18 protein-coding genes and 1 pseudogene are annotated in these 18,372 nt (G+C 62.7%); 6 read left to right on the top strand and 13 right to left on the bottom strand.

Annotation, left to right across the window (positions count from 1 at the left end):
• The 5 genes from FNJ47_RS34455 to FNJ47_RS34435 form a co-directional block, all read right to left on the bottom strand.
• The coding region (locus tag FNJ47_RS34455) for a DUF3300 domain-containing protein (RefSeq protein WP_163160361.1) at window positions 1-1,097 on the bottom strand (1,097 nt) is incomplete at its 3' end.
• An 87-nt stretch (window positions 1,098-1,184) separates the two neighbouring features.
• Entirely contained in the window at window positions 1,185-1,796 is a 612-nt protein-coding gene (locus tag FNJ47_RS34450) for a type 2 periplasmic-binding domain-containing protein (RefSeq protein ID WP_347341747.1), read from the bottom strand.
• Between the two features lie 9 nt (window positions 1,797-1,805).
• Window positions 1,806-2,219 carry a hypothetical protein gene (locus FNJ47_RS34445; protein ID WP_236000253.1) on the bottom strand — a complete coding sequence of 138 codons (414 nt, stop codon included), beginning with the start codon at window positions 2,217-2,219 and terminating at the stop codon, window positions 1,806-1,808.
• Window positions 2,220-2,250: 31 nt separating this feature from the next.
• Window positions 2,251-3,483, bottom strand: coding sequence for an HlyD family secretion protein (locus FNJ47_RS34440; RefSeq protein ID WP_163160360.1), 1,233 nt, complete (start codon window positions 3,481-3,483; stop codon window positions 2,251-2,253).
• Entirely contained in the window at window positions 3,476-3,937 is a 462-nt protein-coding gene (locus tag FNJ47_RS34435; protein WP_236000252.1) for a hypothetical protein, read from the bottom strand. Before FNJ47_RS34435 ends, FNJ47_RS34440 begins: the two co-directional genes overlap by 8 nt.
• 157 nt (window positions 3,938-4,094) lie before the next feature.
• Between FNJ47_RS34435 and FNJ47_RS34430 the strand changes: the two genes are divergently transcribed.
• Both FNJ47_RS34430 and ppk2 read left to right on the top strand, forming a co-directional pair.
• Window positions 4,095-4,547 carry a hypothetical protein gene (locus FNJ47_RS34430; RefSeq protein WP_163160359.1) on the top strand — a complete coding sequence of 151 codons (453 nt, stop codon included), beginning with the start codon at window positions 4,095-4,097 and terminating at the stop codon, window positions 4,545-4,547.
• Between the two features lie 25 nt (window positions 4,548-4,572).
• Window positions 4,573-5,373, top strand: coding sequence for a polyphosphate kinase 2 (ppk2, locus tag FNJ47_RS34425; RefSeq protein ID WP_163160358.1), 801 nt, complete (start codon window positions 4,573-4,575; stop codon window positions 5,371-5,373).
• Between the two features lie 42 nt (window positions 5,374-5,415).
• Here the strand turns inward: ppk2 and FNJ47_RS34420 are convergent, their stop codons facing one another.
• From FNJ47_RS34420 to FNJ47_RS34410, 3 genes are all read right to left on the bottom strand, one after another.
• On the bottom strand, window positions 5,416-5,850 hold the full coding sequence (locus FNJ47_RS34420; protein WP_163160357.1) for a hypothetical protein: 435 nt from the start codon (window positions 5,848-5,850) through the stop codon (window positions 5,416-5,418).
• Window positions 5,851-5,940: 90 nt separating this feature from the next.
• Window positions 5,941-8,691, bottom strand: coding sequence for an aminotransferase class I/II-fold pyridoxal phosphate-dependent enzyme (locus tag FNJ47_RS34415; protein ID WP_163160356.1), 2,751 nt, complete (start codon window positions 8,689-8,691; stop codon window positions 5,941-5,943).
• Between the two features lie 136 nt (window positions 8,692-8,827).
• Window positions 8,828-10,522, bottom strand: a complete 1,695-nt coding sequence (locus FNJ47_RS34410) for a SulP family inorganic anion transporter (RefSeq protein ID WP_163160355.1) — start codon at window positions 10,520-10,522, stop codon at window positions 8,828-8,830.
• Window positions 10,523-10,685: 163 nt separating this feature from the next.
• Here FNJ47_RS34410 and FNJ47_RS34405 point away from each other — a divergent pair, with 163 nt between their 5' ends.
• Together FNJ47_RS34405 and FNJ47_RS34400 are read left to right on the top strand one after the other, a co-directional pair.
• Entirely contained in the window at window positions 10,686-11,573 is an 888-nt protein-coding gene (locus tag FNJ47_RS34405; protein WP_163160354.1) for an alpha/beta hydrolase family protein, read from the top strand.
• 48 nt (window positions 11,574-11,621) lie between these two features.
• Window positions 11,622-12,179: an invasion associated locus B family protein gene (locus FNJ47_RS34400; RefSeq protein WP_236000251.1), complete on the top strand. Its 558-nt coding sequence runs from the start codon at window positions 11,622-11,624 to the stop codon at window positions 12,177-12,179.
• Here FNJ47_RS34400 and FNJ47_RS34395 read toward each other — a convergent pair.
• From FNJ47_RS34395 to FNJ47_RS34385, 3 genes are all read right to left on the bottom strand, one after another.
• Window positions 12,161-12,571, bottom strand: coding sequence for a response regulator transcription factor (locus FNJ47_RS34395; protein WP_163160352.1), 411 nt, complete (start codon window positions 12,569-12,571; stop codon window positions 12,161-12,163). The genes FNJ47_RS34400 and FNJ47_RS34395 overlap by 19 nt on opposite strands.
• Before the next feature lie 186 nt (window positions 12,572-12,757).
• Window positions 12,758-13,390 (bottom strand): response regulator transcription factor, encoded by a 633-nt coding sequence (locus tag FNJ47_RS34390; protein ID WP_163160351.1) that lies wholly within the window; start codon window positions 13,388-13,390, stop codon window positions 12,758-12,760.
• 118 nt (window positions 13,391-13,508) lie between these two features.
• A complete protein-coding gene (locus FNJ47_RS34385; protein WP_236000256.1) occupies window positions 13,509-15,272 on the bottom strand; it encodes a sensor histidine kinase in 1,764 nt (587 codons plus the stop codon).
• 364 nt (window positions 15,273-15,636) lie between these two features.
• Here FNJ47_RS34385 and FNJ47_RS34380 point away from each other — a divergent pair, with 364 nt between their 5' ends.
• Entirely contained in the window at window positions 15,637-16,272 is a 636-nt protein-coding gene (locus FNJ47_RS34380; RefSeq protein WP_236000255.1) for a helix-turn-helix domain-containing protein, read from the top strand.
• A gap of 10 nt (window positions 16,273-16,282) precedes the next feature.
• Here the strand turns inward: FNJ47_RS34380 and FNJ47_RS34375 are convergent, their stop codons facing one another.
• Both FNJ47_RS34375 and FNJ47_RS34370 read right to left on the bottom strand, forming a co-directional pair.
• Window positions 16,283-16,720 carry a potassium channel family protein gene (locus FNJ47_RS34375; protein ID WP_163160349.1) on the bottom strand — a complete coding sequence of 146 codons (438 nt, stop codon included), beginning with the start codon at window positions 16,718-16,720 and terminating at the stop codon, window positions 16,283-16,285.
• Window positions 16,720-17,799 carry an AI-2E family transporter gene (locus FNJ47_RS34370; RefSeq protein ID WP_163160348.1) on the bottom strand — a complete coding sequence of 360 codons (1,080 nt, stop codon included), beginning with the start codon at window positions 17,797-17,799 and terminating at the stop codon, window positions 16,720-16,722. Before FNJ47_RS34370 ends, FNJ47_RS34375 begins: the two co-directional genes overlap by 1 nt.
• A 326-nt stretch (window positions 17,800-18,125) precedes the next feature.
• Between FNJ47_RS34370 and FNJ47_RS34365 the strand changes: the two are divergent.
• A pseudogene (locus FNJ47_RS34365) lies at window positions 18,126-18,372 on the top strand (hypothetical protein); the annotation flags it as partial.

Here is an 18,372-nt window from a genome sequence, read left to right as displayed (position 1 = left end):
TCCCCAGCTCGATCGCCTCCACGATTTCCAGCGCGATCACCCGCACGGTCTCCGGCGCGATCGCCCCCACGATCGCCGCCGCGGTCTCCTGCCCGGTCACCTCCGCGGTCTGCACCCTGGCGATCGCCGGGATTGAGGACCTGCTGACCGTCGCGGCCGCGATAATTCATCCGGTCGCTGACGCCGGCCCGGTTGGTGTTGCCGCCGAAGCGCTGCTGCACGTTGCTGTTGTTGTAGCGGACGCCCTGGCGATGCGACGGATTGTGCTGCCAGCCATTCGCGATGTTGGTGGTCCGGTGATTGACATAGACGTTGCGATTGCCCCAGTTGAAGCCGCCGCCCCAGTAATTGCCCCAGCGTCCGATCGCCCAACCCGCGCCGAAGGCAAGGCCCGCCGCGACGACCCCGGCGCCGATATAGGACGGGTAACCGAAATAGTACGGCGGATACGCAGCATAGGGCCACGCGCCGTAGACCGTGGCCGGATCGTAATACGGCACGTAGATCGTGTTCGGATCGGTCTGCTCGATGATGATGACCTGCTTGTTCTCCTGGGTCTGGACGCTGACCTTCTGCTGCTTGGTCGTCACGAGCTTGTTGTTGGCCTGCGCCTTGCTGCGCAGCCGCTGGATCGCATCCATCACGTCGGCCTGCTGGGCCAGCACGGCATCGCCCAGATTCTTGGTCCAGTCGATCTTGTCGCTCATCATCGCGAGCACGTCGGCGGTGCTTGCGAGCGCCTTGACGCTGTCGTCCCAGGCCTGCTTGTCGACTTCGGTCTTCAGCGCATCCCCTTTCAGGCTCTTGCGCTCCTTCAGCCAGCGATCGGCCTGCACCACCTCGAGCGGATAGGTCGATGCCGCGAGCACGTTGGCCAGCAGCGAGTCCGGATAGAGCGCGATGGGTGCGACCAGCGCTTCCAACTGTTCAGGTTTCAACAGCTGGTCGGCCGGTTGTGTCGCCGCCGCGGCCGGCTGGTTGGCCTGAACGGGCTGACTGGTTTGGGCTGGCGGTTTGTCAGCCGTCTGCGGGAATGCGGCGACTGACGTCATCGACACCAGCACAACCGCGAGCAGAGTCTTGCCCCAACGGACCATCGCGACCTCCATCGACACCAACGGTCGACAGCATCGGCCAAGGCAATGCGCCCTCTTTGATCGAGATCAAGGAAACTGTCGGTCCGCTCAGCTGCCGATCTGGCCCGGTTGCTGCGACGCGAGGTGGATGCGGCGATCATGGATCAAATTCTCGAGCCGATGAGCGGCAACGTTGACTGCCGTCACCGCGCGCTCAGCCTTGTCGTCCGCGACCGGCTGCTCGCGCTGCGTCCGTAGCACCTGGTCGATTTCGCGCTCGATCTCTTCCAGCTCCGCCTCGCGCCCCGCCACCCGAATCCGGGCCGCCAGTGCATAAAGCGTGTCGAGCGCCTCCTTGCGGCCTGGCGGCTCGCTGGTGCGGAGGAATTTCCACGCCGCCGCAAGCACCGACGCAAGGGCACCTGCGATCATCGGCGCCAGGAAGATCGCATTGCCCCATTGGTCGAGAAAGCTCTCCCTGGTCCCCTCATAGACCGCCGCCGCCCCGGGATGCACCGGGATGTAGGCGCCCGCGTCGGTATCGGGCGTCGCGATCTGGGAAAGCGCCGGCAGTTCGGCAAGCAAATCCCGCCGCGCATTCATGATCGACTGCGTCAGATCGCCGATCACGTCGTTCCCGAGCTTCTTCTGCGCCACCAAATAGAACGACGTCTGCAGCGTCGTCAGATCATCGTGACGGCGGTGAGCCTGTGCGGGAATCGGACGCTCCTAGATCTTGCAGCGATGATAGTTGACCTCCATCCCCTCGATGCCCGGGAACTGGCGCGTGATCGTATCGTCGTCGACAGCCTTCAGGAAGAACTGCACGTTCGATACCATGATTCCCGATGCGCAGCCGACGATGATGTTGATATTCTGGCCGTCGTCCTTGCGCGATTTGATCTTGCAGTTCTCGAATTTACCCCTGAGGCGATCGGGTTCGGCGATGAATCCGCCGCCATAGACGCCCGAGAAGTTCGTGAAGGTCAGCTGGCTCGCCCGGCCCTTGTGCGCGAACACTTTTCGGCACTGATCGGCGCTCGTGGCCCAGGCGCCCGTGAGATCGAAGGCGGCGGCACAATCCGGCAATGCAACGACCAGGCCAGCCGCCAGGATCGCGCCATATCTCCAGCCCGTATTCATTCAATACCTCCCTTGCAGCGCATCCGACCGGTCAGTGCCCACTCAGAACCAGCGTCTTGATCGGCAACAACAGGGCCTGGATCCGGAGCAGCAGCGCATGCACCAGCCCCACGGCATCGATTGCATGCAGCACGAAGGCTTGCCCCCCGCCGGTATCCTTCGCCGAGATGACCTCGTGGTTGCTGGTGTAGGCATTGACAATGCAGCTGCTGCCCGCGGTCACCCCGTCCAGGCCGCCCTTATATAGTGGCTCGAGAAACACCAGGATGGTGCCGGGCCGTGCGATGTTCTGAGCCTCGATCAATTGTTCGCCGCCGCGAAACTGGCCGGACGCGATGTAGTCCTGGACCGAGGTAATCACCATCGGGATAATCACCCACGGTTTTGAGACGCAAGTCGCCTCGGCGACCATCCCCTCCTTCAGGACCTGGGCCTCGATCTGGCCGAACCCGGCCTGGAGAGACGTCTGCCCGGCCTTGTCCGGGATCAGGATGCCGGCCGGGCGCATCAGCGGATTGACGACATCGCCTGCGCGAAGAAAGAACTGCTCCACGCGTCCATCGACGCCGGCACGGATCACCGTCTTGTCGAGATCGACCTGTGCCTGTGCGAGGGCCGCCTCCGCGCTTGCTTTCTCTGCCGGCAACAGCGTCGACACCCGCAACGTTGCCGACTGCTTCACCGCGGTGGCTGCATCGATGCCGGCCTGTCTCTGATTGACCAGCACCTGGAGCTTCTCGATGTCACGCTGCGGCACGATACCGGGATTGCGGCGCTGGAGCTCGCTTTTTACGTTGAGCTCATCCTCGGCCTGCTGGTGCGCGCTCTTCGCCTCCTGGACTTGTGCTTCCGCCTTCACGACGTCGGCCTCCGCCGCAAGCAGCGAGGCATCGACTTCAGCGACCTTGCGCTTTGCCGTGTCGAGGGCCGCCGTCTGCTTTGAGTTGTCGAGCCGGAAGATGACCTCACCTTTCTTGACCGGTGCACTGAAACCGATGTTGACTTCCGCAACCCGCCCCGAGCCCTCGGGAAGGATCGGAATTGTCCGGTAGAACAGCGCGGCGCTCGTGGTCGACGGATGGAAATAGAAGATCGTCGTGATCAACGCGACCGTCAGCATGAGGCAGCCGGTGATGCCCCAGCGCAACTCGTACCAGACTGAATAGAACGTGATCTCCTTGCCGAAGCGCTTGCCCTGAACATAGCGACGATAGAGGTAGTCGGGAACGAGGGTGAACAGCGAGCACAGCATGAGTTCAAGCATGGCCCTGCACCTCCTGCCTGGCGGCGTCAGCCACGTTCCGATCCGGCTCGCTTGTGGTCGCCTGCTGCGGCGCTTCACCGCTGTTTCCGGCGGGACTCGCGCCTGCATCCGACGCGTCGGCGATCTTCTCCACCGATCCCGCGATGCTGCGCAGCGGTGTTCCGAAATCGGGAATGTCGATCAGCGCGAGCAGGAGGCCCGCGACCCAGAAGGCGTGGATATGCGTGAACAGCGAGATCAGGCCCAGGATGGCCACGATCTCGAACTGCAGCTTCTCCGATTTGTGCGCCATTCGTTCGGGAAGGCTGTGCAGCCGCCAATAGAGATTGCCGACGTAAAGCACCGTGACGACCAGGAAAATTCCCATCGCCACCATCCACACGTCAGTCCCGCTAGGAGGCGCGAGATAGAATGGCAAATGATGCGGAGCCAACGGATGAATCTGTTCGCTCAAGCCAAGCCTCCCTGCCGCGATCAAAATCGCATGCGCCCCGTGATCGAGTTTGGGTGTCATCCTGTCGCGCCGACTTGATCTGGATCAAAGATATCGGTTGGCTCGCCCCTACCGTTCGAGGGGCAAGGTGGAAGATCGGGCTTAGGAGTCCCCAGCCATGCGAGACAAGATCGATGATCTGATCCCGAACGCGCACGAGATCCAGAAGCAGGCCGCGCTCAAGGAGGCCGAGAAGGCCGAGGAGCATGCCAAACGTGCGGCCACCATCGAAGCCGAGAAACTCGCTTTGATCGAGCGGCTGAGCAAGCCCTCCGGGCTCAGCGAGGACGAGAAGGTCAAGCTCGCATCGACGGTGATCCAGCGCGCGGTGCGCAACGGCCTGAGTGAGGTGCAGGTCTATCGCTTCCCCAACACACTGTGCACTGACAGAGGGCGGGCCATCAATCAGATGGAATCGGGCTGGGAGAAGACGCTGACGGGAATCCCCAAGGAAATCTACCAGCTCTGGGCGGACTACCTGCAGCCGCGCGGCTATCGCATCGCCTTCCAGGTCGTCGACTACCCCGGCGGCATGCCCGGCGACATCGGCATCGTCATTGCCTGGGGCTAACAGCTCAAACGATGGACGGGTATCGATGGCAAAAGACAAATCCGCTGGGAAGATGAAGCGCAAACAGTATGAGGAAGAGCTGCAGAAGCTGCAGGTCGAGCTCTGCCGTCTCCAGGATTGGGTGCAGGCGAACAAGCTCAGGGTGATCATCCTGTTCGAGGGACGCGATGCGGCCGGCAAGGGCGGAACGATCAGAGCCCTGACCGAGAAGGTCAGCCCGCGCGTGTTCCGCGTGGTGGCCCTGCCCGCGCCGTCCGACCGTGAGAAGTCCCAGCTCTTCATGCAACGCTATATGCAGCATTTTCCGGCCGGCGGGGAGATCGTGATCTTCGATCGCAGCTGGTACAATCGCGCCGGCGTCGAATATGTGATGGGATTCTGCACACCGGCGGAGCACAAGCGATTTCTCTCGCTCTGCCCACAGATGGAGCAATACATCATCGAGGGCGGCATCATCCTGATCAAGCTGTGGCTCGAAGTCGGGATGGACGAGCAGGAACGCCGTTTCAGGGCCCGGATCGACGATCCGCTGCGGCAATGGAAGCTAAGCCCGATGGACACGGAATCCTATCGCCGCTGGTACGATTACTCTCGCGCACGCGACCTGATGTTCAAGGCGACGAGCACGAAGTACGCGCCCTGGAACGTGATCAGGTCCGACGACAAGCGGCGGGCGCGGCTGAACTGCATCTCATTCCTGCTCAAGACAATTCCTCGCGGCCGAATCAAGCGCGACAAGGTCAAGCTGCCCAAGCGCTCAACCAAGGGCCGCTACAACGATCAGGCCGGCCTGCGCGGGATGAAGTTCGTCGAGCAACGCTACTGAAAGGCCAGGCCGCGCCAGACGCGCGGCCTGGCTCCTTCAAACCTATTTCAGGCGGATCGAAACGCCGCCCACGGCAGCCGAGACTTCGGCACCGACCTTCGGGCCGCTGAGCTGCAGGATCACGCCATTGGCGTTCTGCAATTGCACGCCTCCGGCGCCCGCGGCGATCGCCCCGCCGGCACCGGCGGCGCTGTAGGGGCCCTCGATGGAGGCCGGCCCTCTGAGATTGAAAGCGCGCCCGACGAGCTTGGTGGTCGAGGCGCCAATCGTGAAGCCGACGCTCATGCCCGACACCGTGAACGGGTAGTGCTTGCCGCGCAGCGTCAAGACGCCCTCGCCGCCGCCGACACCAACGATGAATCCACCCTTGGTGAAGATCACGGCGACCGAGCCGGTTTCGGCCGCCGACGGCGTGCTGAACCCAGCCAATCCAATCGCCAGCGCTGCAAGAGCTCCGATCAAACCCACTTTCCTCATAATGTCCCTCCAGGACCGGTTGCGTTACGACCTCTTGCGCAAGGAACATCGTCGCAAGGATACGACGACGCCTTGCGATAATTCGTTCTCTTACGATGCAGCCTTGAGCTTCGGCGCAGCCGATCGCGGCTTGCCCATCCTGGCCAGCGCCTCGGTCCTCACGAGCTTCAATCCCTCGCCCGCGTCGTAGCCATGGATCTCCTTCACATCCAGCTTGCGCATGAAATCGATGGTCTCCTGCGTGATGACCTGGCCGGGCACCATGATCGGGAAGCCCGGCGGATAGGGGATCACGAAGTTCGCGGAGACGAGATCGGGCCCGTTCTTCAGACGCCGGTCGATCTCGGGATCGTTCAGGCGAATATATTCGCATCCCGCGGCATCATAGGCTGAGTAGAATCCGCCGCGGATGTCGCCCTCGTTCGTCTTGGTGCCGGCGTCACCGCGATAGGCATCGTGGAAATGTGAGAAGTTCGGCAGGTCGGGCACGTCCTTCATCAGGCTGTTGACCCGCATGTCGAAGTCGGCCCTGGCATTCGCGCCGCCGTTGGCCAGGGCGCGATCGATCTCACCGGAGATTTCCGCCAGCACCCGGACAAGATGCGCAACATCGCTCCGCGTATTGTTGATGTTGGACTGGATCAGGACGGAGTTGCGCGAGGTCTTGTTGACCTGGATGTTGTAGCGGCTGGCGAGCAGCCCCTTGAACGACGTTCCGTCGTAGCCGGCCGTGCCGCAGACCAGCGTCATGCGGGTCGGATCGAGGCAGAACTCGTCGTCGTTCAGGCTCTTCAGCGCACTCGCCCAATTGGTGCCGGCCGCCAGATAGTCGGTGAACCCGCTCTGGCGATATTCCTTCGGCACCATGGCATCCGCGCCGAGCACCCGGAAGTACCTGGAAATCAGCGGATTGGTGTTGACCGCTTTGCGGATGGCGAATGCGATCTCCATGGCATTGGCCACCAATCCATATCCCTCGAGCTCCATCTGCCTGCGCGAGACGTCGAGGCTCGCGATCAGCTGCTGGTTCGGGCTGGTCGACGCGTGCGTGAATACGGCCTCCTTGAACTGCGCCTCGACAGTGTGGAATTCGATGTCCTTGACCGCCAGCATCGACCCCTGCCGGATCGCCGACATCGACTTGTGCGTCGAGTTGGTCTGGTAGACGCGCAACCGGATCTGGCGCGGATCGGGGATCAGCCTGGTCTTGAGCAACACCTCGTCCGTTGGGTTCTTGCCGAGCTCGGCCTGTTGCTTTTCGTAAGCGGCAACCGATTTCGGATCGCGCATCCAGGCCTCGATCTCGTTCGCCGCACCCATCGCGGTGCGCCGCCGCAGGAATGGCGAGAACCGCGCGAAGCCGAACCAGGCTTCGTCCCAAAGGAAGATCAGGTCAGGCTTGATCGCGAGGCATTCCTCCATCACCCGCCGCGTGTTGTAGATGTGACCATCGAAGGTGCAATTGGTCAGGTCGATCATCTTGACGCGGTCGAGCCGGCCATCGGCCTTGGCGTTCAGAAGCGCCTGCTTGATCGTTTTCAACGGCACCGCGCCGTACATCGAGTATTCCGTCATCGGGAACGCCTCGACATAGAGCGGCTGCGCGCCCGCCAGCACCATGCCGTAGTGGTGCGACTTGTGGCAGTTGCGATCGACGATCGCGATGTCGCCGGGACCCAGCAGCGCCTGCACCGCCATCTTGTTGGACGTCGAGGTCCCGTTGGTCACGAAGTAGACGCGGTCGGCGCCGAGCGCACGTGCGGCCTTCTCCTGGGCCTTCTTGATGTTGCCGGTCGGCTCCAGCATGCTGTCGAGGCCGCCCGTGGTGGCGCTGCTCTCGGCTAGGAACAGGTTCAGCCCGTAGAACTCGCCCATGTCGCGGATCCAGTCCGACTTGAACACGGACTTGCCGCGCGCGATCGGCAGCGCGTGAAAGGTGCCGATCGGCCGCTGCGCGTATTTCTTCAAATTGTCGAAGAATGGCGTGTCGAAGCGATCCTGCACGCCCTCCAGAATTGAAAGGTGCAATTCGAGGATATCCTCGACCGAGTAGAACACCCGGCGCACCATATCGGCCTCGGGGTTGCCGGCCAACTCCTCGACGTCGCGATTGGACATGAGGTAGAGGTCAAGCTCGGGACGGATCCGCTTCAGGATGTGGGCCAGCCGCAGCGCGGACGCATCGGACTCGTCGTTGAGCCCCATGGCGCCGGTCATGGCGCGAAGCACCGGCGCATCGTGTCGCGAGCGCAGCCCAAATCCCTCATTGATCACCACCGCCGCGATGTTGGGGTTCAGCATTGCTGCACAGAAGGCGTCCTCGAGGCTGCCAGCCACCACGGGCTCATAGATGAAGGCGTCGACCGGACGACGCAGCTTGCGCCATTCCGCCAGGAGTCCCGGCCAGTTGCCGGCCGGCACCCCGGTGACGATCAGGGTTTCGAAGTAGGGACGGCGCGCTCCCGATTGTCCGAGCGTTGGCGGCAGCAGATCGGGAACATCGCCATTGCCCTCATCCTGAGTGCTCCAGTCGCCGGCATGCTGGCGGAAGGATTTTGTCTGAAGTGCCTGCGCGATCCGCGTCGCAAGCATATGTGAGGTGGCGGCATCGCCGGCTGCCGCGGCTTCCTTCAGCGCCGCCATCAAACGAAGACCCGGATAGCCGTGGAACTCCTCGGTGACTGCAAGCGCCGACAGCGCCGCGTCATACGGCCTACGGTCGCCGCCCCTGCTCCACACCTTCGCCGCCTCGACCAGATCGCGCCAATTGTCGGCGCGTCCGCCGGGCCCGGAGAAGAATTGATCGATGCGTTGCTGTGCCGGTTTCGCGTCGTTGGCCATCGATGTCTCCTGATCACGTGATCTCGGCGCTGGTTCGGGCGGATCGTAAGAACCGCGCCCATCGCTCCCTTTGATCCAAGTCAAACCGCAGCTGGCCGAGCTGGAATTCCACGAGCGGTGCGCTCGGCCGCACACGCTAGTTGTTTGTCTCTGGCTTTCTGTTGCTCAATACGCTGTCGAGCGTGCGCATCCAGTCGCCGCTATCGGTCTTGTCGGCAAGACCGTCCGCTCGCAGCAAATCCCGCAACTGCGCGTGCGCGCCGACGATGCAGAAGGTGATTCCGCGCGATGCGAGCTCCTGATGAAGGTCGTGCAGCATGCGCGACCCCGCCAAGTCGATGAACGGCGAGGCCGACAGGTCGCAGGCCACCAGCTTGACGTCGGGGGACACCCGCAGCGCCGCCAGCACGGTTTCGAAGATCGTCTCGGCATTGACATAAAGCAGCGAGGTTTCCGGGCGAAACGCGATGATCCCGGTCAACGGCTCCACGTCGTCATGTCGCGCCCGGTCGGAATAGCGGCCGCTACCGGACTGACGGCCGAGAAACGCGATGTTGGGCTGCGATGCACGCAACAGCAGCAGGAAGATCGAGGCGACGGCCGCCAGCAGCACGCCCTGCAGAATCCCGAGGAACAACACGGACACCAGCGCGATGACCGCCGCATAGAAGTCGATCCGGCTGATCCGCCACATTCTGGCGAGCGCCGGGATATCGACCAGCTTGTAGACGGCCGAAAAAACGATCGCGGCAAGCACCGTCTTCGGCAGATTGGTGAGGAGGCCCGTGAAGAACAGCAGGCAGAGCGCGAGAGTTGCCGAACAGAACACCAGCGCCAACGGCGTCCGCGCGCCGGCGGCGTCATTGACGGCCGATTGCGACAAGCCGCCGGCAACGGGATAGCCGTGTCCAAAGGCTGCGGCGAGGTTGGCCGCACCCAACCCCAGGAACTCCTGCCGGACGTCCAATGCGTAGCCGTGCTTTGCGGCAAAGCTCCGCGCGGCGGATACGCCCTCAACGTAAGCGAGGACGAGGCATCCGGCGGCGATAGGAAAGAGATCGTCGAATTCGAGCAAGCCAAACGTCGGTAGCGAGATCGTCGGTAACCCGGTCGGGATCGTTCCGGTCACCGGCAGCCCCATTTGCGCGAGCCCGAGTACCGAGACGATCAGGATCGAGAGCGCGACCACTGCCAGCCCGATGGGTTTGCCTGGCAATCTCCTTTCGCCGAGCAGGAGCAACACCGTCGCAGCTACGCCAAAACCGAGCACCTGTGGCCGGGTATCGCCGAGCTGGCCGGCAAGCTTGATCGCGCGATCGAAGAAGTTGTGACCGCCCCCGGCGACGCCGAACAGGCTCGGCAACTGGCTCATGATGATGGTGAGCCCCGCTCCAGCCTTGAAGCCCACCAGAATGCTGTCGCTGATCAACCGTACCAGCAGGCTCAGCTTGAACAGCCAGGCAATCAGGCAGAGCACCGCGACGCTGAAGGCAACGAGGCTGACGATCTGCCCATAACGCGTGGCATCGCCGCCGGCCAGGATGCCGACGGCGCCGGCGATCATCAGCGAGATCGCCGAGGTCGGCCCGACCGCGAGTTGCCGGGACGAGCCCAGCAGGGCGTAACCCACGCCGCCGAGCAGATAGCCGTAGACGCCGATCTGCGGCGGCAGGCCGGCCAGCCCCGCATAGGCCAGCGACACCGGGATCGCGTAGGCCGCCAGCGTAACCCCGGCGATTGCGTCCGCCCCAAGCCTGGAAGCCCGATAGTCCGCGAGCCAGCTCGCCGGCGGAAATCGGCGCATCCAACTCGCCTCTGCCTGGATTGACATCAAGTCCGCCCTGCGACGCCTCAACGGTCGCATGTGGTCGCGCCGGCGGGACCGATGCTCGTTGATTCAAATCAAGCCTCGCACTCGGCAACGTGCTCCTTTTCGTGTTCGGCTCGATTGTCGCGACCTGCGCATTTGCCGGACGACCGCTGGAGCGCATGGCATGTGTCAGCATCGCTTACGGACCCTCGCAATCGCGGCGCTTCTCTTGCTTGGCCTGGTCGCTCCTGCATGCGCCGACGATCAACAGTCCCCCCAGCGCATCCAGGAGGAGATCTGGGTGCTGCCTTTGCCGCTACCGATGTTTGCCTATCTCGTTCGTCCGGTCGGCGACGGCCCCTTCCCGCTGGTCATCATGAACCATGGCGTGTCGCTGAACGCCAGGGATCGCAGCTTCTTCCCGCTGGTCGAATTTCGCGATGCCGCAATGTGGTTCGCACGGCGTGGCTATCTCGTGGTGGCGCCGGTCGGGACCGGCTATGGCGCGGCAGCCATCGATATTCCCGAACGCGGTCTTTATGGCCCGTTCTTCTCCAAGATCGGGAAATGCACCAATCCGAATTTCCTCGATCCGGGCCTTGCCGTCGCGCAGGTCGATCTCTGGATCATCGACTACATGGCTGCCGAGAAGCGCATCGTGCCGAAAGACGTCATCGTCGTCGGACAGTCGGCCGGCGGCTGGGCGGCGATCGCACTGTCGAGCCTCAATCCGCCGCAGGTCAAGGCCATCATCACCTTCGCGGCCGGGCGCGGCGGCCGCGTCGACGGCAAGCCGAACAACAATTGCAATCCCGACAGGCTGGTCGAAGCGACCGGCCTGTTCGGCCACACATCGCGGGTGCCGATGCTGTGGTTCTACATCGAAAACGACACGTTCTTCGGGCCGGCCCTGTCAAAGCGAATGCACGAGGCGTTCTCGCGCGCCGGCGGGCGAGCCGAATACCATCTATTGCCGCCGTTCGGCGACGAAGGGCATTTTCTGATCGGCTCTCCCGCTTCCATTCCCACATGGTCGCCATTGGTCGAACGATTTCTGGACAAGAATCGCTAGGCGGCCGAGCCCGCCGGAGGAGCATCCATGGTCCGATACGGTGGTTTGATGAAGTTGGCCCTGATTGCGTTCAGCATCGGTGCTGCCCACGCCCAACAGACGCCTTCACCGCCAGCTGCGATCAAGGACGGCGGCGAAGTTGCTCCGCGGGGAACGCGCGCGGCGAGAGACATCAAATACGGCGAATGGCAAAAGCTCTGCTTCAACGCAGCCGGCGCGAAGACATTATGCCGGACGACCATCACCGGCACCTTCGCAACCGGCCAGACCGCCGTTCGCATCGACCTGGTCGAACGCGAGGACGGCACCGACCGGATCCAGCTATTCCTGCCGGTCGGGATGTATCTGCAGGCCGGGGTCAAACTGTCGGTCGACCAGAAGCAGATCTATCGCCTGCCCTATACCTGGTGCGTAACCAACATGTGCATTGCAGCCGATGTTGCCGATCCCAGGCTTCTCGAGGAAATGGACGGCGGAAAGGCGCTCTCAATCGACGTTGTCGACAGCAGCATTCTGACGGTGACGACGTCGGTCCCGCTCGACCGCTTTGCGACCGTGCGCAAGGGTGCCCCGGCGCTGACACTCGATCAAGCCATCGATGAATGATCGGGACCCGCAACCGCTAGACGACGCCCCGCCATCAGCCGCTCGATCGGCTGGATCAGCAAATTGGCGGTGAATGGCTTGGTCAGATAGGCCACGCATCCCGATGCCATTGCGACCATGCGCGTTGCCGGGTTGTCGTTTCCGGTGATGTAGATGACGGGGACGTCGATGCCTTGATCCGCCAGGCGGTGGCGCAGTTCGATCCCGGAGCCATCGCTGAGATTGACGTCCAGGATGAGACAAATCGCGCTGTCAAAGCCGCCATCCCTCAGTAAGGCGCTTCCAGTCTCGAATAATCTGGATGCAAATCCATGCTCCCGCAGAAGCCGTCCGATTCCACGGAGCATCGAGGGATTATCATCCACGACGATGATGTATTTCGCGGTCTGCAATTCCTGAGGCCTCTACCCGATCCCGAAATCAGAATCTCGGCTTGCTGCCTCCGCTCGCACGTCTGGATGCAGGACACATCAAGCCCTGTCGGCGCGCTACATTGCCGCCGCCAATGCTGCAGATACGCCCCGTCACGAAGCTTTCATATTGTACCATGGGACAGGAGAGCCGCAGTGCGGGGCGGATCAAGCCTTGAGTTCGGCGCCGGACTGGCGCGTGCCGAGCCGCTCCGCGATGGAGACCAGCTCTGCAAGTGACTGCACCTGCATCTTCTCCATGACCTGGTGGCGATGCGCCTTGATCGTGCGCTCCGTGGTGCCGAGCTCGTGCGCAATCTGCTTGTTGATCCGGCCGCACACGATCAGATCGAACACCTGCCGCTCGCGTGGTGTTAGTCTTGCCAGCAGCGCTCGAAGCGAGTCCAGCCTGGTTCGCTGGCCCCGCGCCAGTTGATGCCGCGCAACGGCGCGATCGATGGCCTCGATCAGCTGGTCCGACGCGATCGGCTTGGTCAGGAAATCTTCGGCACCCGCCTTGATCGCCTGGACGGTCGTCGCGGTGTCGGCATGTCCGGTCAGGAATACGATCGGAAGCGTCGACTCCAGCTCATTGAGCCGGCTCTGCAGCTCCGGACCGCTCATTCCGGGAATGCGTACGTCGAGCACGATACAGCCGGCCTCTTCGTCGTCAGGCATTTGATCGAGCAATTCTCGGGCCGACGCATACGTGACAACGCGATAGCCTGCCAGCTTGAGCCGCCGCTCGAGCGCTGTGCGAAACGAGGCATCGTCGTCGACTATGTGCACGTAAGCGTGCATTGTCGCTCCACCGTCGGCAGATCGCTGCTCTGGATAGAATGATCATCAGCGGCGATCTGAAAATACTGCGTTCGTCTTAACTCCAACCTCGCACCTCGGCAAACAAGACCCAAACGCGCTATGCTGCCAATGGCAGTGAAAGGTGGAATACAGCTCCTCCTCCGGACTGGTTCTCAGCCCAGAGCTGGCCGCTATGCGCCAGAACGATCGTCCGTGCGATGGACAGGCCGATGCCCATGCCCTGCTCCTTTGTGGTGAAAAACGGATCAAAGATGTCGTTCAGCCTGTCCTGGGGAATGCCCGGACCGGAATCGCTGATGGAAATGACTGCCGATGCGTCCCCGTTGACTTCGGTACGACCGATGATCGTGCGCCCGTAGGGCATTTTGGCCATCGCGTCCATGCTGTTGACAACGAGGTTGAGAATGACCTGCTGCAACTGCACTGGGTCACCCTTCACCCGCAGGGTCTGCGGGGAGGTCTGCAAATAAACTGCGACGTTGCGCGCCGAGGCCTGCAACTTGAGGAAATCGAATGCCTCTCGCATGGTCTGGTTGAGGTCGATCTCCTTCTTCTCAAATGGCGCACGCTTCAGCAGGCTGCGCATCCTGCGGATCACCTCGCTTGCACGCAGATCATCACGCTTGATGTCGGAAATGATCTCCCGCACCTCCTGAAGGTCGGGCGTCGGCGAATTGAGGATCAACTCCGCGCTCTCGGCATTGGTCAGGATCGAGCCCAGCGGCTGGTTGAGCTCATGGGCGATCGAGGACGAGAGTTCTCCCGCAGTCGCCTGCCGATTGATATGGGCGAGGTCAGACAGGCGATCGCGGGACTCGACCTCGGCCTTCCGCCGCATGAACCGCTCGTGCAGCAGAAACGCGATCAGCGTCGTTTGAAGCAATAGCGCCGCGGTCAGGGCGACCGCCCGCCAGCGGTATTTTTCCAGGAAGGTCGGCTCATGGAACCGAATCTCGCTGCCTTTTGGCAGGCTCGCCTTGCTGACATTCCAGCGCTGCATCTGCCGCCAGTTGAAGATCGGCTTCACGGCATCGACGGCCGACGGGGGCAGGCTCTCCGGCGCCTCGCCATCCAGAATTCGCAGCGCCCTTTGCGCCGCCTCGGCACCAATCGACGAGGGGACGATAACGAATCCGCCTATCCCGCCTGCATCGAGGAAAGTCTCCGCTGCGACGACAATGGGACGATTGGCTCTTGCGGCGACAAATGCGAGGGCATCCGACGGCGGATAATAGTTGCCTTTGCCGTCGCTATAGAGGCCCGTGTAGATGATCGCGCTATGCTCGGGGAGCGTTGCGACCCGCTCGACGACCTCAGACATCGGCCGTCCAATGATCTCGATGATGTCGAGACCCGGAATGCCGGCCGCTGCCTGGCCTTTCCAATTGCGAAACAGAACCTGCTGGTCCCAGTCCGCGCCAACAAGCACGATGGTCTTGAGGCCCGGCACCACGGCGCGGGCAGCCGTGACGGCATCCTTCAGTTTCAGGCTTACGATGCCGCCGGTGACATAGGCCGGCGGTTGCAGCCGCTCGAAATCGGCCTCTTCGACCAGCGAAAACACGATTGGCGTGTCGGGCCAAAGCTGCGGGCGCCAGCGGAGCGCAAGTTCTAGCGCAGCCACTCCAACCGTGACCACGACACCGATCGGCCGATCGCGATACTTCGCCTCGAGAAATCGGCGAAAGTCCTCCTGATAGGCCTCGCCGCCGAAACGGTTGAGATCGAGGCTTTCCGTGTAGACGGTGGTCGGGGTGTGACCGTGGGCGCTCACCGCGTCCCTCAGCCCGACGGACACCTGGTAGTAGAAAGGGCCACGTCGATCAGACTGGTCCAGCACCAGTATGGAATGCGGGCGCATCTGTTGCGCCCGGAGGCCAACCGGCGACAACAAGGCAGCCAGCAGGATGATCAGTCCAGAGAGCCGAAATGCACTGCCCATGGCGTTCGGAGCCGGAGACCAACGGGTTTGAAATCTAGCACCCGACTATCAGTATGAAAATTGAAAAGTAATCTAAGACTGTGCGCACCAATTACGAACAAATTGCCGCATTTCGCGCACCCTGTCCTTTAGGACAATGACCTCAAGACCAATAGTGGCCGCCCGAGCCCTGGCGTAGTCATTGCGCGCGGACACGCATTTCGAACCGCTGCGGACGCCGCAACAGTCGTTTACCCAAGAGAGTTGGTCCATGTTCGCTCACGTCAACGTCAGACCGGCCACTATGCCGAGCATCCTCGGTGGGCTGACCGCCCGGCATGCCAACTGCATCACCAGCGAATTCCACTACAGGAAGGGCTCCGAGATCTACGGGGAGAAGGAGCCGGCGGAGTACGTCTACCAGGTCGTTTCAGGGGCAGTCCGCAGCTACAAGCTCCTCTCCGACGGACGCCGCCAGATTGGCGCATTTCATCTCGTCGGGGACATTTTCGGCCTTGAAAATGCCGAAACCCATCGCTTCACCGCCGAAGCCGTCGTCGACACCGACGTGCGCCTGATCAGGCGGATGAGCCTCGAACGGGTGGCAGATTCCGATTTCGCCCTGGCTCGCAACCTGCTGATCATGACCACCAGCAACCTGCAGCACGCCGAAGATCACATGCTGCTGCTCGGTCGCAAGACCGCGCTGGAGCGGGTTGCCGCCTTCCTGCTCGAAATGGATCGCCGGCTGACCGGGGTTGGCGTCGTCGCGTTGCCGATGTGCCGGCGCGATATCGCCGACTACCTCGGGCTCACCCTCGAGACGGTATCGCGTGCGCTGTCCAAGCTGCACGGCTATGGAGCAGTCGACTTCCTCGGCTCGAACCAGCGCGAAATCATGCTGATCGACCGCGACCAGCTGTCCAGGCTGGATAACTGACCGCGACAGACTACCGGGATTTCGCGAGCGCCGCCTGGCGCTCGATGGTCTTTTGCAGCACCTCGAACAGGACCGCGGTCGACCAGCCGAACATCAGAATACCGTTCATGGCAGCCATCGGTCCGACCAGCAGCCACTGCTTGACCGGGATCACGTCGCCATAGCCGAGCGTTGTGTAGTTCACGAACGCGAAATAGAGCAGATCGCTACCCGCGGGCGCTGCACCAATAGCCAGATAGGCCAGCGACCACACCACGATCTCCAGCGTGTGAGCCACCATCAGGATCAGCGCGGTCGCCACCATCATGCCGCTGAGCTGAAGCCCAAACCGGCCGGACGCGCTCAGCGCGACTTTCCGCACCAGCCCGATCACCGCGACGGTGAACAGCGAATGGATCACGATGTTGATCGCGCTGACCGCCAACCCCACGAGGAGCTGAAACAACATCATCGCTCTCCCGCCCGCCGGGCGCGGTCGTCGCGGATCCATGCCGAGATCAACTCCCAGGCGACCGCGAGAATGATTGGACCGATAAACAAGCCTACGATGCCGTGGGCAAGCGTGCCGCCGATCACCCCAACGAGGATGACGGGTGCCGGCGTGGTCAAGCCCCGCCCCATCACCAGCGGCTTCAGCACATTGTCGAGGACGCCGACGACGAGGAAGAAAAGCGTCAAGGCGAGCGCCGTCGTGAAGTCCTTGGCCGACCAGAGCCAGATGATGACCGGAAGGAGCACGATCGCCGCTCCGATCTGCACGATCGCCAGCAGCATCACGACAAACGCCAGCAGCCCGGCACTCGGAATTCCGGCCAGCTTGAAGCCAATGCCGGCCAGCAGCGATTGCAGAACGGCGATGCCGATGACGCCCCGGGAGACCGCCCGAATGGTTGTGCCCGCAAGGTCGAGGAAGTGCTCGCTCTGTTCGGGCACGATGCGGGACAGGAAGCTTCGGCACACCGCAGCAAGCTGCAGGCCATAGGGAAACAGAAAGCCTGCCAGGACGACCGCCAGCAGGAACTTCAGCATGCCGACGCCGGCATTGCTGGCGAACGCAAACAGGATGCCGGCCAACGGCTTCAAATGCGGCACGACCTCACGCAGCACGGCGCGCAGATTGGTCGACGCCCGATCCCAGAAATCATAGAGCGGCGCGCCGATCAGCGGCCAATCCTTGACCTCCGCCGGTGGCGACGGCACGATAACGTGGCCGGCGCTCAATTGTTCGGCGAGGTCCCTCATCCCCTCGACCGCTCCGATCCCGAGCCACGTCGCCGGTCCGATGACGACGCCCAGAGAGATCAAGGTCAGCACGAGGGCCGCGATGCCTGCGTGACCGCCAAGCATTCGTGCGAGCCAGGTGAAGACGGGATAGAGCGCGACCGCGAGCACTACGCTCCAAGCCAGGATCGGCACGAACGGGCGAACCAGCACGAACGACCAGTAGATCAGCAGCGCCAGCAATCCGAGACGAATTGCGAGCTGGATGAACTCGTCTCCGGCCACGATCTGGCGAAGGGTTTTCAAGAGCGTGCTTTCGATTGAACCTCGGCAGCTACGCGGGAAGCGGTGCCATCGCGCGACCGCACACGGCTTGATTCAGATCAAGCGCGACGCGTCCGGACGTTCACCAAAGAAGCGGCCCCGGTTCGGGGGTAGGAATCGGGGCCGCTCCATCTTCGTCGGGATGCGATCACGGCCGGGATCACGAACGCGATCGCCCGCTCATTAGGCGGCGGCCTGCCGCCCGCGCGCAATTGTCCCAAGGTGCAGCATCAATCGTCCGCACACCCCGTCGCGACTTTGATTCAAATCAAGCTTCGGCTGGCCGCGGCTGACAGGCTCGGTCGCGAATGATCGCGAAGGCCGGCTTGATGTCGCTGGCTTTCGATCGCGACTGCCTGTGTCACCCCGATGTGGAGGATGTCATGAAGAACACCAAGACCTTGCTGGCCTTGATCCTGCTCGCGAGCACGGTCGGCATTGGCGCAGCCCAGGCGGCCCCGATGCCGACCAACGTCGCCGCGATGAAGGGCGCGGCGGACAATGCCGCCGTTCAGGTTCGCTGGGGTGGCGGCTGGCGCGGCGGCGGCTGGGGCT

Origin of the sequence: Bradyrhizobium uaiense, assembly GCF_010811875.1 — a bacterium.
Classification (GTDB): domain Bacteria; phylum Pseudomonadota; class Alphaproteobacteria; order Rhizobiales; family Xanthobacteraceae; genus Bradyrhizobium; species Bradyrhizobium uaiense.
This window is presented reverse-complemented; position numbering and strand designations above follow the sequence as displayed.

Bases quoted from the DNA above. Each gene is read 5' to 3' on its own strand.
- FNJ47_RS34445 (WP_236000253.1), bottom strand. From the start codon at position 2,219: ATGAATACGGGCTGGAGATATGGCGCGATCCTGGCGGCTGGCCTGGTC.
- FNJ47_RS34440 (WP_163160360.1), bottom strand. From the start codon at position 3,483: ATGCTTGAACTCATGCTGTGCTCGCTGTTCACCCTCGTTCCCGACTAC.
- FNJ47_RS34430 (WP_163160359.1), top strand. From the start codon at position 4,095: ATGCGAGACAAGATCGATGATCTGATCCCGAACGCGCACGAGATCCAG.
- ppk2 (WP_163160358.1), top strand. From the start codon at position 4,573: ATGGCAAAAGACAAATCCGCTGGGAAGATGAAGCGCAAACAGTATGAG.
- FNJ47_RS34420 (WP_163160357.1), bottom strand. From the start codon at position 5,850: ATGAGGAAAGTGGGTTTGATCGGAGCTCTTGCAGCGCTGGCGATTGGA.
- FNJ47_RS34415 (WP_163160356.1), bottom strand. From the start codon at position 8,691: ATGGCCAACGACGCGAAACCGGCACAGCAACGCATCGATCAATTCTTC.
- FNJ47_RS34410 (WP_163160355.1), bottom strand. From the start codon at position 10,522: ATGTCAATCCAGGCAGAGGCGAGTTGGATGCGCCGATTTCCGCCGGCG.
- FNJ47_RS34405 (WP_163160354.1), top strand. From the start codon at position 10,686: ATGTGTCAGCATCGCTTACGGACCCTCGCAATCGCGGCGCTTCTCTTG.
- FNJ47_RS34400 (WP_236000251.1), top strand. From the start codon at position 11,622: ATGAAGTTGGCCCTGATTGCGTTCAGCATCGGTGCTGCCCACGCCCAA.
- FNJ47_RS34390 (WP_163160351.1), bottom strand. From the start codon at position 13,390: ATGCACGCTTACGTGCACATAGTCGACGACGATGCCTCGTTTCGCACA.
- FNJ47_RS34385 (WP_236000256.1), bottom strand. From the start codon at position 15,272: ATGCGCCCGCATTCCATACTGGTGCTGGACCAGTCTGATCGACGTGGC.
- FNJ47_RS34380 (WP_236000255.1), top strand. From the start codon at position 15,637: ATGCCGAGCATCCTCGGTGGGCTGACCGCCCGGCATGCCAACTGCATC.
- FNJ47_RS34375 (WP_163160349.1), bottom strand. From the start codon at position 16,720: ATGTTGTTTCAGCTCCTCGTGGGGTTGGCGGTCAGCGCGATCAACATC.